A 14434-nucleotide genomic window follows, 5' to 3' on the forward strand; every position below is an offset into this window, starting at 1 on the left:
GATCACCCTCTCAGGTCGGCTACGCATCGTCGCCTTGGTGAGCCATTACCCCACCAACTAGCTAATGCGCCGCGGGCCCATCCTGTAGTGACAGCGAGATGCCGTCTTTTAACATTTCCTCATGTGAGAAAATGGATTATTCGGTATTAGCCCCGGTTTCCCGGAGTTATCCCAATCTACAGGGCAGGTTGCCCACGTGTTACTCACCCGTCCGCCGCTAAATCAGAAGAAGCAAGCTTCTTCATCATTCGCTCGACTTGCATGTATTAGGCACGCCGCCAGCGTTCGTCCTGAGCCAGGATCAAACTCTCCATAATAGAGAACTTAAAAAGCTCATTTTGTTTTGCTGGCATCATCATTAAATGATGTCATAATTGTTTTGCTATCAGACTAACAAGTTAATCTTTCAAGCTATATTTCTTAACGTTTTGCATGTTCAGTTTTCAATGTTCATTTTGCCGTCTCGTTTTGACGACTTTATTAGTATAACTTCTTTCGGATTAGATGTCAAACATTTTTTTAAAAGATTTTAAAATGTTTATTTGTGTTCCGAAGGACATGTATTAATATACCTGTTTATAAATTAAAAAGCAACCCCTTTTTTAAAAAAACTTTAATGAATTGATTATATCTTATTAATACTACTTCTAAATCTTACGATTTTTATTAGTATAAATACGCATGTATGAAGGGACAGTAGTGACCAATAGGAATAAACCTGCAGTTAATGGGTATTACATTAATAAAGTTCTTAAGAGTTAATCATGATATACGTCGCTATCTTTCTTCATATATATAGTAGATACACTCACTTATCAATAAAAAATATAGGAGGAGTACATAATGGAATGGTTGCCAAACATAAATGGTAGTGCCGAAATAATATTTAAATTAACTGTTGCCGCTTTATTAAGTTTAATAATTGGTATAGAGAGGGAACTAAAAAAGAAACCGGTTGGATTAAAGACAAGCATCGTTATTGCTACTTTTAGTTGCTTACTCACATACATATCAATAGAATCCGCTTACAAAGCTCACCCACACGAAGGCATTAACATAACAATGGATCCCCTCCGCTTAGCCGCTCAGATTGTAAGCGGAATTGGTTTTCTTGGTGCGGGGGTTATTCTCCGTAGAGGTAATGATAGTATTACTGGACTAACGACTGCTGCCATGATTTGGGGTGCAGGTGGTATTGGGATCGCGGTAGGAGCAGGATTTTATTTTGAAGCAGCACTAAGTGTATGTATTGTCTTAATCGGAATTGAAATAATTCCACCGTTAATGGCGAAAATCGGACCTAAAAGATTGAGATCGAAAGAATTATCACTAATTGTAATAGTTTCAAATACGGAAAGCATTGCGAAAGTGTATGATTTTCTCCAAGCTAGCGGTCTTTACATAGAAAGTATCCGGATAAAAGATGTTGTTTTAGACAATAATATCGTCAAGCATGAAATCGACTTGCGGTTGTCTATAGTGACTAAAAAAAATACGGTAGAATTTTATAATACAATCAAAAAACAGAATTTTATTGAGACTGTGGAAGTAGAATCTATCTAGTAGGAGGAGTCATTGTATGAAAGGATTTTTTAAACTACTTAAAGGAGGAAATAAACCTTCTTTAACTGCTGCAATTGTAAATACTATTATTGCTGCATTAAAGGCAGGAGCGTTCTTCCTAACGGGTAATGTAGCAATGTTCGCAGAAATGATGCACTCCATAGGGGATGCTGCGAACCAATTCTTTGTATTTATTGGTTCCGCCTTATCAAAGAAAGCACCTACTCCTAGATTTCCTAATGGATTTGGTCGATTAGTTAATCTCGTTTGTTTGGGAGCCGTACTATTAGTTGGTATCCTTTCTTACGAAACCATTAAAGAAGGATGGCATCATATTCAGCATCCTGCAGCTTCAAGTGGCGTTGCTATCAGTTTAATTGTTTTAGGAATTGGGATTATTTTAGAATTTGTTGTTCTTTATAAAGCAGGAAAAGAAATTTTGCATGATGTAAATATAAAAGGTGGCTTCTTTGCCCCACTTTCAACGAGTATTGCTCATTTAAACCGCGCAAAACCTGCAACGAAACTTGTATTTATGGAAGACTTAGTAGCCACTGCTGGTGGTATTCTTGCATTTATCGCTGTGCTACTCTCACATTTTACGGGATTTTTACAAGCAGAAGGGATTGCCTCTATTCTCATTGGGATTATGATGTTTTATGTGGTAGGGAAGGTGTTTTTAGACAACGCTAGGGGTGTTCTTGGAGAAACAGATGAACAAATGCTTGTACATATAGCCCATATCATATCCGAAAACCCCAATGTGAAGGATATCCAAGAATTAGAAGTAATAAAAGAAGGTGAATTTTTGCATGTAAAATTAGTTGCAGAAATAGATCCTACTCTCACGTTTGCCAAAGTAGATGATATTCATGATGTATTGAAAGAACTTATATTAAATCAACAGGGTGTAACAGATGTCACCATCGCATTCGATGAAGACGACGGTATAAGAGAATGGATTCACCATAGAGATCCACAGACAATTTTAAAAACACATGATTGAGCTTATGCTGCTCCCTCATGTGTTTTCTTTTAGATCCAAAAATATAAACTTTTTACTCAGTAGCGGTCTAGCTCCTGCGCGCAGCTCGTCGCAAACAAAATCGCTTGTGGTGGCTAAGGAACTGCCTCCTGGGCCCGCCAACGATGCGGGTCATGTCTGCTTTTACCACAGGATGTAGCGCACTTTGCAGACCTACCACTTCCCCATTTGCCTGTCGGAGGCCTTCAGGATGAAGGTCATACAGTCGTTGCGACACGATGTCGCGAACTTAGACTGTATTCCTTTAATAGGCGCTTCCGCTGTTCTATAGACAAGCAGTTAGTATTGCTTTTGTGTCTTCTTTATCTAACTTATTAAAATTACCAAATTTCCCGTTGACCATTGCTTTTTCTACCATTAGATCAATTTTGGAACTATCTATATTATAGTCAGCTAAATTTGTTGGTGCATCGAGTGAAGCCCAAAACGCTACTAATCGATCAATACCTTCAAGCGCTACTTCCTCTGCAGATTTTCCAGTTGGGTCCACTTGAAAAACCTTTACTGCTAACTTTGCAAAACGCTCCGGATTTACATGTACATTATGACGCATCCATCTCGGGAAAATAATAGCCAATCCTCCCGCATGAGGAATATCATATACTGCTGAAACAGCATGTTCTATATTATGACTGGCCCAGTCGCCGTTATATCCCATGCGTAAAAATCCGTTCAATCCTAAAGTACCTGCAAATAAAATCGTTTCACGAAGCTCATAGTTTTCCAAATCCTGAACTAACTTTGGTGCTGTTTCAATAACAGTACGAAGGACACCTTCAATCATTTCATCATGGACTGGCGTATTCGTTGCTTCATTATAATATTGCTCAAACATATGAGACATCATATCCACAATACCATAAACTGTTTGATCCAAAGGAACAGTAAATGTATGTACTGGATCTAAAATCGAAAATTTCGGGAATACGAGTGGACTTCCCCATCCGTATTTTTCTTGTGTTTCTTCATTTGTAATAACAGAACCTGCATTCATCTCAGAACCCGTTGCGGCTAATGTTAAAACCGTTCCAAATGGAAGTGCTTCTTTTGGGATTGCTTTTCGTGTTACTAAGTCCCAAGCATCTCCATCATATTTTGCCGCAGCTACTATAAGTTTTGTACAATCGATAACAGAACCACCACCAACTGCTAACACAACTTCAATTCCCTCTTTTTTACAGATTTCTGCCCCACGCTTTGCTGTAGAAAGTCTTGGATTCGGTTCTACTCCTGGTAATTCAAATACTTGCATATTCGCTTCTTTTAAAGTTGCCATCACTTGATCATATAACCCGTTTTTCTTTATACTACCCCCGCCATATACTACAAGAACTTTTCGACCATAACTAACAAGCTCATTTGATAATTTGGCTAACTGCCCTTTACCAAATATTAACTTTACAGGATTATAAAATGAAAATGCATTCATTGAAACTTCCTCCTTTGATTCTATCTACCTTAATGCTAGTAAAAACCGCTTGTATTTTACAAGCGGTTTTTACATATTACAAACTTATTATACCCAACCGCGGAAGCGTGATGCTTCTGCCGTTCTGCGTACACCAACCATGTAAGCAGCTAAACGCATATTAATGTTGCGAGTTGTTGCTACTTCATAAATATTTTCAAATGCATCTACCATTTTTTTCACTAGTTTTTCATTTACTTCTTCTTCAGTCCAGTAATAACCTTGGTTATTTTGAACCCACTCAAAGTATGAAACGGTTACTCCACCAGCACTAGCTAATACGTCAGGAACTAATAGAATACCTCTATCATAAAGGATTCTAGTAGCTTCAGAAGTTGTTGGCCCATTCGCAGCTTCTACTACAATAGTAGCTTTGATATTATGAGCATTTTCTGAGGTAATTTGGTTCTCAATCGCTGCTGGAACTAATATATCACAATCTAACTCTAATAGTTCTTGGTTAGAAATTGTATTTTCAAATAGTGTTGTTACTGTACCAAAACTATCACGACGATCTAATAAATAATCAATATCTAAACCGTTAGGATCATGTAAAGCCCCGTAAGCATCAGAAATACCAATAACTTTTGCACCTTGATCGCTTAAAAACTTAGCTAAGAAGCTTCCAGCATTACCAAAACCTTGGATAACTACACGTGCACCTTGCATATCAATATCACGTTTTTTTGCAGCTTCGTTAATAATAATCGTAACACCTTGTGCTGTAGCACGATCACGTCCTTGTGATCCACCAAGTACAAGTGGTTTACCTGTGATAAACCCTGGTGAGTTGAATTGGTCCATACGACTATATTCATCCATCATCCATGCCATGATTTGTGCATTAGTAAACACATCTGGAGCAGGGATATCTTTTGTAGGTCCGACGATTTGGCCAATAGCACGTACATAACCACGACTTAATCGTTCGATTTCTCCCATGGACATTTCACGTGGGTCACATGCTACTCCACCTTTACCACCACCATATGGAAGATCAACGATTCCAGCTTTCAATGTCATCCACATAGAAAGTGCTTTCATTTCTTCTTGCGTTACTGCTGGATGGAAACGCACTCCACCCTTAGTAGGTCCTACAGCATCATTATGTTGAGCACGGTAGCCTGTAAATACTTTTACAGTGTTATCGTCCATTCTTACTGGAATACGTACTTCCATCATTCTAAGCGGTTCTTTCAGTAATTCATACATTGCTTCGTCATAACCTAATTTTTGCAGAGCCTCTTTAATGACAGCCTGGGTTGATGTGAACAGGTTTAAGTTTTCAGCCATTTGATTATTTCGCCTCTTTAATTCATAATTATTTCTTCGGAACCATTGTAACATACATTAGTTCAGATTTGTTTAAGATTTATTGATTGCTAAACACTTTTTTTATTTTGTCAATAGCCCAATCTAGTTCTTCTTTTGAAATCACTAGAGGTGGTGCAAAACGAATAACAGTATCATGCGTTTCTTTACATAATAATCCAAGTTCTTTTAACTGCTCACAATATGGGCGCGCCTCTTCCGTTAACTCCATACCGATAAACAATCCACGTCCACGGACTTCTTTAATAGAAGGATGTTGAATTTCTTTTAATGCATTCATGAAATATTCGCCTTGTTCTAATGAACGTTCTGCAAGCTTTTCATCTGTTAATACATTTAATGAAGCAACAGATACTGCACAAGCTAATGGATTTCCTCCAAATGTAGAACCATGTGATCCTGGATTGAATACTCCAAGTACATTACGGTCGGCAACTACACAGGAAATTGGGAATACCCCACCACCAAGTGCTTTTCCTAAAATGTACATATCAGGATTTACATCTTCCCACTCACAAGCGAACATTTTACCAGTACGTGCCAGACCTGCTTGGATTTCATCTGCGATAAACAGTACATTATTTTCTTTACATAGTTCATAAGCTGCTTTCATAAAACCAGCCGGTGGAATAAGAATGCCTGCTTCCCCTTGAATAGGTTCGATTAAAAACGCTGCAGTATTTGGTGTAATAGCAGCTTTTAGTGCATCTAAATCACCGTAAGGGATTAAGTTAATACCAGGTAACATTGGTCCAAAGCCACGTTTGTATTCTGGATCCGATGATAGGGATACCGCTGTCATTGTACGACCATGGAAGTTCCCGTTACACGCAATAATTTCGGCTTGATCTTCTGCAACACCTTTTACATCGTAAGCCCAACGACGCGCAGCTTTAAATGCAGTTTCCACTGCTTCTGCTCCAGTGTTCATCGGCAATACCATTTCTTTTCCTGTTATTTCACTCACTTTTTCATACCATGGCCCTAATTGATCATTATGAAATGCGCGAGATGTTAATGTTACACGATCTGCTTGGTCTTTTAGTGCTTGAATAATTTTAGGATGACGATGCCCCTGGTTCACTGCAGAGTATGCAGAAAGCATATCCATATATTTATTACCCTCTGGATCTTTTACCCATACACCTTCTGCCTCCGAAATAACGATTGGAAGTGGATTGTAGTTATTTGCACCAAATTTATCCGTTTGCTCGATTACATGTTGTGAGTTTGTCATTTTCATATCCCCCGTTTCTTTTTGAAAAGCGCAAGCGCCTATGTCTGTTCGAGGCGCTGGAGCTAGACCGATACTTAATAAGAGAGTATATACTTTCTCTTTTGTCTTTTAAAATAGGTAGACTCATCAAGGATGTGTCTACCTATTTAATGTTATATAGTATTAAAGCATTTCAGAAGTTGTTTTTGCTTGCATATGAAGTACGATATAATCTGGACCGCCAGCTTTTGAATCTGTTCCAGACATGTTAAATCCACCAAATGGTTGGTATCCTACAATCGCACCTGTACATCCACGGTTGAAGTAAAGGTTACCTACATGGAAATCTTCACGAGCTTTTTCTAAGTTCATGCGGTTATTGGTAATAACTGCACCTGTCAAACCGTATTCCGTATTGTTTGCAATTTCAATTGCTTCGTCAAAATCTTTTGCTTTTGTAAGTCCGACAACTGGTCCAAAGATTTCTTCTTGCATAATACGTGCAGTTGGAGAAAGGTCTGCAATTACTGTTGGTTGGATGAAGTAACCTTCTGAATCATCACCAGTACCACCAACTACTAAACGGCCTTCCCCTTTACCAATTTCGATGTATTCCATAATTTTATTAAATGCAGAACCATCGATAACCGGACCAACGAAGTGCTCATCATTATCAGGAACCCCTACTGTCAATGCTTTTGTTAACTCTTCCACTCGATCGACTACTTGATCGTATACATCTTCCACGATTACAGCACGTGAACAAGCTGAACATTTTTGGCCACTAAAACCGAATGCAGATTTTACGATAGATTGTGCAGCTAGTTCTAAATCTGCTTCTTTATCTACTACGATTGTATCTTTACCACCCATTTCAAGGATCGTACGTTTAATCCAAATTTGACCATCTGCCAATTTAGATGATTTTTCAACAATCCCTAAACCTACATCACGAGATCCAGTGAAGCTGATTAGACGAGTACGTGGGTGTTCTACTAAGAAGTCACCAATTTCTGCTCCTGAACCAGGAATGAAGTTAACTACACCAGCAGGCATACCAGCTTCTTCTAATACTTCTACAAATTTATAAGAAACGATTGGTGTAGTTGATGCAGGTTTTAGTAATACTGTATTACCAGCAACCATTGCAGCAACTGTTGTACCAGCCATAATAGCAAATGGGAAGTTCCATGGAGAAATAACTACTGCAACTCCTAATGGAATATAGTCGTAACGGTTATATTCGCCTGGACGGCTTTCAACTGGAACACCATCTTTTAAACGTAACATCTGGCGACCGTAATATTCTAAGAAATCGATTGCTTCTGCTGCTTCTACGTCAGCTTCAACCCATGTTTTCCCTGCTTCTTTTGATAATAATGCAGAGAATTCAGCTTTGCGACGACGCATAATTGCTGCTGCTTTGAAAAGTACATCTGCACGTACTTCAGGTTTTACTTTTTTCCAAGTATTGAATGTTTCATCTGCAATATTCATCGCTTTTTCAGCAATATCTTTCGTTGCTTTTGAAACAATACCTACCACTTGTTCTTTATTTGCCGGGTTATAAGAAGTGATTTTACCTTCAGTAGTAATACGCTCTCCACCAACGATTAATGGATATTCCTCACCTAAGTATGATTCTACTACTTTATATCCTTCTTTAATCGCTTTTTTGTTTTCTTCCTTAGAGAAGTCTGTGAATGGTTCGTGTTTATAAGGTAACATGTAAATCCTCCTTTAATTGTTAGTGCAAAAATAATTTGCGTTTATAAATCATTTACATATATAATAATGCAAAAGATTGTTGCGTTTTTCAAGTATTAAATTTTAAAATGTTAAAATATTTTTGAGGTGAGCTATATGAATGACCGATTGAGTAAGCTTCTCCCTTTTTATAAGTTCGCTACAGAGCAAGTATCTGTTGGGATTCACGCTGTTGATATAGTAGGAAAAACGATTATTTACAATGAAAAAATGAAAGAAATTGAAGGTCTAGATTCAGTTGATGTAGTGGATCGATCCATATTGGACCTTTTCCAGTTTGAGCAGCAAGAAAGTACTTTGCTAAAAGTGTTGCACAGCGAAAAACCTGTGTTGCGTGTCAAGCAAACGTATTGGAATAGAAATGGTCAGGAAATAACGACGATCAATGATACATACCCAGTTTTTGAAAATGGTAAACTAATTGGTGCTATTGAATTTTCTCGAGATATTACAACATTAGAACGGCTAATTTATCAGCCATTAAAAAGATATAATGAAGCGATTACCCTCTCCACTATTACAGCAGCTTCTCAGCTTATGAAAGACGTAAAGGAACGGTCTATTAAAGCAGCTCATGTTCGAATGCCAATACTGCTTACAGGAGAGGCCGGCACTGGGAAAGACCTAATCGCAGAAGCAATTCACCATCAACTGTCCCCACCGAATGAGCAATTTATCAGTTTGTATTGTCATAGTTCGGATATACATTTAATCGATAAATTTGAGAAAGAACTTAGGTCTCTATCGAACTGCACTATATTTTGTGAAAGAATCGATTTATTATCCATCGATTTACAAAATAAGCTATTAGATATATTAAAGGCAAATAGCGAAAGTCAAAATTTATATATCGCCAGTATCGGATTAGACCCAATTGATCTAATCTCCAAAAAACAACTAAGCAAGGAACTGTATTATTATTTTACAACTGTTACGATCAATATTCCTCCACTAAGAGAGCGAACGGATGATATATTACCTTTCGTAGAAGATTATTTTCATCGTTATTTAAATCGATATGGCTCCTCTATTCAAGAAATAGACGAAGATGTGATCCAAGCTTTTTTAAGTTATGATTGGCCAGGAAATTTAAAGGAATTAGAATTACTTTTAGATGAGATTAGTTCGATGATTACAACGGAGCGCGTATTAAAAATCGACATGCTGCCTTTACATTTTAAGTTAAAAGTTCAGGATTTCAATGAGTCAACAAAAAAAGCGGAGGATTTTGTCGTGTCGTCTGATAAAGAATTACTTCCATTAGATGCGTACTTACGTGAAGCAGAAGTATATTACTTGCAAAAGGCGATGGATAAATATGATGGCAATGTAACAAAGGCTGCGGAAGCCCTTGGGATGAGTCGCCAAAACTTACAGTATCGATTACGTAAAATGAAAAATGGAACCATCCAGTAAACTAAGGCACGGCTCTTTCCGCAGAACTGTCGTCTTTTCTAGAAATAAAAAAAGTAGAGTGTGGAATTGTCTAAGTTCCTCCTCTACTTTTTTAGCATTTTTCACAAATACCATTTTATATTTACACAAATTCGCTAAAAGAATTGCTTCACCGAGTCGTTAAATAGATTTTTTTATCCATTCACTTAGTTTTTCTTTTAGTGTATTGAATCCTTCGACATCATGCTCATCTACACGGGCTTGTAGTGTTTTACGAGGTTTATCTTCTTTTTTAGGAACAACTGGTTTTTCATGAAGTTCACGGATGGATAAACTAATTTTCCCCGCTTCGTCGTCTATTTCGAGAATTTTCACATCCACCTCTTCGCCAACTGTCAAAAACTCACCAACTTCTTTCACGTATCCATAGGTTATTTCCGAAATATGCACAAGTCCTTGTGTATGTTCATCTAAACTAACGAATGCTCCGTATGGCTGAATGCCAGTTACTTTGCCCGTGACCACATCTCCTACCTTATAAATTTTTGTCATAATACCCGTTCCTACTTTCTTTATATACGTTATAGTCACGGTAAATTATAACATATCGCCAAGCTCCCTAGCAAAAATCACTGAACGGCATTGTGCGACATCTAGAATATCATTTATATTACACGCATTGGAAAGCAAAGTTTTCCACGATTTGATGATGCGGTTGTATTAGATCCGTATACGCCTTTTTACCTCCTTTTTGTGCGCGTTCGATTAATGCGCTTTGAGACAGTGTTACTCCCGCTCTCTCTTGTTGTATAGGTGATACGAAAGATAGTTCTAGAATGTTTCACAAATTAGTCTACATTTTCTATTAAACCTCGTGTACAATAAGACAGTCCAAATGAAGGAGGAGTTATTTTTGGAAAAACGAGATCATTTCGGATCGAAAATTGGATTTATATTAGCAGCAGCCGGGAGTGCTATCGGCTTAGGGGCTATTTGGAAGTTTCCATATATGGCTGGGACTAATGGTGGTAGTGTCTTTCTTATTCTTTTCATCCTTAGTACACTTTTAATCGGTCTTCCTATTTTACTTGCAGAATTCATCATTGGAAGACGTGGACAAACAGATCCTGTCACATCTTTCAAAAAACAAGCACCAGGAAAACCATGGTATCTTCTTGGCTGGTCCGGGTTAATATTTTCATCTATTATATTATCCTTTTATAGTGTAGTAGGTGGATGGATATTAAGCTATTTAGTAAGAGCTGTATTTTTTAAACTTAAAGGTGGAAGCGAAAATTACTTCAGTGATTTATTTAATAACATTATCCAAAACCCTTGGGAAGTAATTATTGCTCAGGGAGCATTTATGCTGTTAACGATTTGGATTGTGCAAGGAGGGATTAAAGGCGGTATTGAACGGGCTAGTAAATGGATGATGCCTCTGTTATTTGTCTTCTTCATCGCACTTGTTCTACGATCTGTAACTTTAGAAGGTGCTATGGAAGGGATTAAGTTTTTGTTTGTTCCGGATTGGTCTTATTTTAACGGAAAAACAATTTTGCTAGCTCTTGGACAAGCTTTTTTCTCCTTAAGTGTTGGTGTTGCGGTTATGATTACATATGCTTCATATTTATCGAAAGATGAAAAACTTGGAAGTTCTTCACTGAATGTAGCACTGATGAATATTGGTGTTTCGATATTAGCTGGGCTTGTCATATTCCCTGCTGTTTTTGCACTTGGATACACTCCAGATCAAGGACCTGGTTTGGCATTTATCATCTTACCTGCAGTATTTGAACAAATACCATTCGGTGCATTTTTTATGATTATATTCTTCATCCTTTTACTATTTGCAACGCTGACATCATCTATCTCGATGTTAGAAATATCTGTATCGATCGGTATTCGCTCTAACTATGAACGCCGTAGAAAAGCATCTTGGATATATGGTTTCATTATTTTCTTAGTTGGAATTCCTAGCGCATTATCTTTTGGAGTCCTTTCGGATGTTAAAATTTTAGGAATGATTTTCTTTGACTTTGCTGACTTTATCACTAGCAGTTTTGGATTACCACTAGGTGCATTATTCATCTCGCTATTTGCTGGATACCAATTAAAGAAGACAGAGCTATACAACGAGCTAAAGTTAGGGCAACCTTTGTTTAATACATGGTATATTATCGTTCGTTTTGCTGCACCGATCGCAATCATTCTTATTTTTTTGCAAGGCATTATTAAATTCTTTTTGTAAAAATAGTAGTTTATCTGTCAATACTTTAAAGCTGTTCTAAAAAGAATTATGCTATAATATAGTAACAATTAAGACTTTTAAAGGGGTGGATGAATACATGAAAAAAGAATTGCATGAACAATTACGACAACTAAGAGAAGAACGTAATATTTCTTTAGAAACTCTTGCCTTAAAAACAAGAATTGGAACTGGAAAACTAGAAGCATATGAATCGGGTAATGAAACACCATCAGTACAAACAATCTTAAAATTATCTAACGCATTGGAAGTTCCAGCATCCAATTTATTAGATGGCCTACAAGATGCGTAAAACAAAAAAGCTTTCGGGATGGACTGAAACCGAAAGCTTTTTCTTTTTTTAAATTATACATTTCATTTCATATTTTAAAGCAATTAACTTATATGAAATCTCTACACATTTCTCAAGCGGAATCCACTCCTCGAACGAATGCTCATAAATCTCTTGAATTCGCTTCGCAAGCTCTGATGGATGATCAATATTTTGTAAATCAGCTACGACATCAGCTGTTTCTGTTTCATAACTATCTACTCCTAGATTGAATGGATCCCACTCTTGAAGTGTCCAAACAGCTTTTCTATTCATTTCAATTGTATCCATTTAGTTTCACCTTACTAGTTTTTATTAGTTAGGGATATAATAACATAATAATCTCAAATTGAAAGGAGAAATTATTTTGTCTAATTTTTCTACTATCTATAACCGAAGAAACACCTTCTCTGTCAAATGGGACATGCTTGATCAAATTTATTCATTGGAGGATACATCCGATGTTCTCTCTATGTGGATTGCAGATATGGATTTTGCTATTGCACCGGTTATTAAAGATGCTATTCATAAACGTTTGGAACATCCTATTTTTGGTTACGCCATTACACCAGATGAAGTTAAATCTGCAATGACTAATTGGGTTTTAAACAAGCATCAATTAACGATTAACAACGAATGGATTTTATTTCGCCAAGGAGTTATACCAGCCATGGCAGAAGCGATTGAAGTATTTACAGAACTAGGCGATAAAGTACTGATCCATACTCCTGTTTATCCTCCATTCACAAGTATCCCTCAAAATTTAGGACGAGAAGTCATCACATGCCTTCTGAAGGAAAAAAACAACTCATATGAAATGGATATGGAAGTTTTTGAAGAGTGCTTACAAAAAGGGGTAAAAGTATTTATTTTATGTAATCCGCATAATCCAGGTGGCAAAGTATGGAGCAAAGAAGATCTAAAACAAATGGCAGCACTATGTAAACAATATAATGTCCTTATTTTGTCGGATGAAATCCATTCTGACCTCACATATAAACCTTTTAAACATACTCCTTTACTTAATGCAGTAGAAGATGTTTCGAATATTATTACATTCTTTGCGCCTACTAAAACATTCAATATTGCTGGAATTCAGGCCGCGGCTAGTATTGTACCTGATGAAAAAAAACGGAAAACATTGGAGCATTTCGCAATGACTCGCGGAACAATGGGACTAAATATTTTTGCTTTGACGGCATTACAAGCTGCTTATGAAGAAGGGGGACCATGGTTAGAGGAGTTAATGGAGGTTCTTTCATCTAATATGGACTACGCTATAGAGCATTTATCCAATATAGATGGCATAAAAGTAGTGAAACCAGAAGGCACATATTTGTTATGGATTAATTACCGGGATACGGGACTTTCTGAACCAGATATAATGGAAAGATTGTTAATGAAAGGGAGACTTGCGCTCGAGCCGGGCACGAAGTACGGAGTAGCAGGTGATGGTTTTTTAAGAATGAACTGTGCCTGCCCGTTTGAAATCATTCAAGAAGGCGTTGCCCGATTTGCTAGAGCGTTAGAATGATTATCCACGAGAGGCTTTACTTACGCTTTTAGGAATACTGTGTCTTAGCAAGTTAGGCAAAGTGTCCGCAATGATTTTCGCTACAGGGCGGACGCTTTCCGCGGGGTGAGCGATGAACCTTCACCGACGCTACGCGTGCGTTGTGAAGTTTCATCTGTCTCACTCATCCCGCAGGAGTCGCCGCCCTTCCGCGAAAATCAATGAAGCTCGCTGACTAATTAGATTCTCGCTTTATAAACCAAATGTTTTATTAGAAACGAAAGGAAAAATCCATTATTAGTAAGTATCTCGTAAAAATTGATCCAGTAAATGGGTAAGAGCAACCAACTGGTCATTGAAAGCAACTAGTTCTATAAGGAAAGCAACCAAACTAGCATGAGAGCAATCAATTTAGGTACGGAAGCAATCATTTCCCATATCAAAGAGTTTACTTAATAGGAGACGACTAACGACTATTAACATTATGAAAATATACATTATTTAGTAATTCATAACATAGTGAAGCTCATGTTCACTGTTTAATAAGAAATTCTTT

The 14434-nt window shown here is 37.3% G+C and carries 12 protein-coding genes and 1 rRNA gene; 6 read left to right on the forward strand and 7 right to left on the reverse strand.

Features of this window, described 5'->3' with window-relative positions:
• Nucleotides 1-317, reverse strand: a 16S ribosomal RNA gene (locus BMZ04_RS10685); the annotation flags it as partial.
• 526 nt (nt 318-843) lie between these two features.
• Between BMZ04_RS10685 and BMZ04_RS10690 the strand changes: the two genes are divergently transcribed.
• Entirely contained in the window at nt 844-1563 is a 720-nt protein-coding gene (locus BMZ04_RS10690) for an MgtC/SapB family protein (protein WP_093269651.1), read from the forward strand.
• 16 nt (nt 1564-1579) lie between these two features.
• Nucleotides 1580-2569, forward strand: a complete 990-nt coding sequence (locus BMZ04_RS10695; protein ID WP_093269655.1) for a cation diffusion facilitator family transporter — start codon at nt 1580-1582, stop codon at nt 2567-2569.
• A gap of 304 nt (nt 2570-2873) precedes the next feature.
• Here BMZ04_RS10695 and BMZ04_RS10700 read toward each other — a convergent pair whose 3' ends face one another.
• From BMZ04_RS10700 to pruA, 4 genes are all read right to left on the reverse strand, one after another.
• Nucleotides 2874-4037, reverse strand: coding sequence for an iron-containing alcohol dehydrogenase (locus tag BMZ04_RS10700; protein WP_093269660.1), 1164 nt, complete (start codon nt 4035-4037; stop codon nt 2874-2876).
• A gap of 87 nt (nt 4038-4124) precedes the next feature.
• Entirely contained in the window at nt 4125-5369 is a 1245-nt protein-coding gene (locus BMZ04_RS10705) for a Glu/Leu/Phe/Val family dehydrogenase (protein WP_093269665.1), read from the reverse strand.
• Between the two features lie 79 nt (nt 5370-5448).
• Nucleotides 5449-6645, reverse strand: a complete 1197-nt coding sequence (locus BMZ04_RS10710) for an ornithine--oxo-acid transaminase (protein WP_093269670.1) — start codon at nt 6643-6645, stop codon at nt 5449-5451.
• Nucleotides 6646-6807: 162 nt separating this feature from the next.
• Nucleotides 6808-8352, reverse strand: a complete 1545-nt coding sequence (gene pruA / locus BMZ04_RS10715) for an L-glutamate gamma-semialdehyde dehydrogenase (protein ID WP_093269675.1) — start codon at nt 8350-8352, stop codon at nt 6808-6810.
• Nucleotides 8353-8487: 135 nt separating this feature from the next.
• On the opposite strand from pruA, the gene BMZ04_RS10720 reads away from it, so the two are divergent.
• Nucleotides 8488-9807 carry an AAA-type ATPase lid domain-containing protein gene (locus tag BMZ04_RS10720; protein WP_093269680.1) on the forward strand — a complete coding sequence of 440 codons (1320 nt, stop codon included), beginning with the start codon at nt 8488-8490 and terminating at the stop codon, nt 9805-9807.
• A 159-nt stretch (nt 9808-9966) separates the two neighbouring features.
• Here BMZ04_RS10720 and yugI read toward each other — a convergent pair whose 3' ends face one another.
• Nucleotides 9967-10338, reverse strand: coding sequence for a S1 domain-containing post-transcriptional regulator GSP13 (gene yugI, locus BMZ04_RS10725; RefSeq protein WP_093269683.1), 372 nt, complete (start codon nt 10336-10338; stop codon nt 9967-9969).
• Nucleotides 10339-10699: 361 nt separating this feature from the next.
• On the opposite strand from yugI, the gene BMZ04_RS10730 reads away from it, so the two are divergent.
• Nucleotides 10700-12037: a sodium-dependent transporter gene (locus tag BMZ04_RS10730; RefSeq protein ID WP_093269688.1), complete on the forward strand. Its 1338-nt coding sequence runs from the start codon at nt 10700-10702 to the stop codon at nt 12035-12037.
• A gap of 97 nt (nt 12038-12134) precedes the next feature.
• Nucleotides 12135-12347 carry a helix-turn-helix domain-containing protein gene (locus BMZ04_RS10735; protein WP_093269693.1) on the forward strand — a complete coding sequence of 71 codons (213 nt, stop codon included), beginning with the start codon at nt 12135-12137 and terminating at the stop codon, nt 12345-12347.
• 48 nt (nt 12348-12395) lie between these two features.
• Here BMZ04_RS10735 and BMZ04_RS10740 read toward each other — a convergent pair whose 3' ends face one another.
• Entirely contained in the window at nt 12396-12656 is a 261-nt protein-coding gene (locus tag BMZ04_RS10740; RefSeq protein ID WP_093269698.1) for a DUF1871 family protein, read from the reverse strand.
• A 76-nt stretch (nt 12657-12732) separates the two neighbouring features.
• Here BMZ04_RS10740 and BMZ04_RS10745 point away from each other — a divergent pair, with 76 nt between their 5' ends.
• Nucleotides 12733-13899, forward strand: a complete 1167-nt coding sequence (locus BMZ04_RS10745; RefSeq protein WP_093269702.1) for a MalY/PatB family protein — start codon at nt 12733-12735, stop codon at nt 13897-13899.
• Nucleotides 13900-14434 lie beyond the last annotated feature (535 nt).

Origin of the sequence: Psychrobacillus sp. OK032, from assembly GCF_900111345.1 — a bacterium.
Lineage (GTDB): Bacteria > Bacillota > Bacilli > Bacillales_A > Planococcaceae > Psychrobacillus.

Excerpts from the sequence above, each read along its gene's own strand:
- BMZ04_RS10720 (WP_093269680.1), top strand. The coding sequence starts at position 8,488 with ATGAATGACCGATTGAGTAAGCTTCTCCCTTTTTATAAGTTCGCTACA.
- BMZ04_RS10740 (WP_093269698.1), bottom strand. The coding sequence starts at position 12,656 with ATGGATACAATTGAAATGAATAGAAAAGCTGTTTGGACACTTCAAGAG.
- BMZ04_RS10705 (WP_093269665.1), bottom strand. The coding sequence starts at position 5,369 with ATGGCTGAAAACTTAAACCTGTTCACATCAACCCAGGCTGTCATTAAA.
- BMZ04_RS10695 (WP_093269655.1), top strand. The coding sequence starts at position 1,580 with ATGAAAGGATTTTTTAAACTACTTAAAGGAGGAAATAAACCTTCTTTA.
- BMZ04_RS10735 (WP_093269693.1), top strand. The coding sequence starts at position 12,135 with ATGAAAAAAGAATTGCATGAACAATTACGACAACTAAGAGAAGAACGT.
- BMZ04_RS10700 (WP_093269660.1), bottom strand. The coding sequence starts at position 4,037 with ATGAATGCATTTTCATTTTATAATCCTGTAAAGTTAATATTTGGTAAA.
- BMZ04_RS10690 (WP_093269651.1), top strand. The coding sequence starts at position 844 with ATGGAATGGTTGCCAAACATAAATGGTAGTGCCGAAATAATATTTAAA.
- BMZ04_RS10710 (WP_093269670.1), bottom strand. The coding sequence starts at position 6,645 with ATGACAAACTCACAACATGTAATCGAGCAAACGGATAAATTTGGTGCA.
- yugI (WP_093269683.1), bottom strand. The coding sequence starts at position 10,338 with ATGACAAAAATTTATAAGGTAGGAGATGTGGTCACGGGCAAAGTAACT.
- pruA (WP_093269675.1), bottom strand. The coding sequence starts at position 8,352 with ATGTTACCTTATAAACACGAACCATTCACAGACTTCTCTAAGGAAGAA.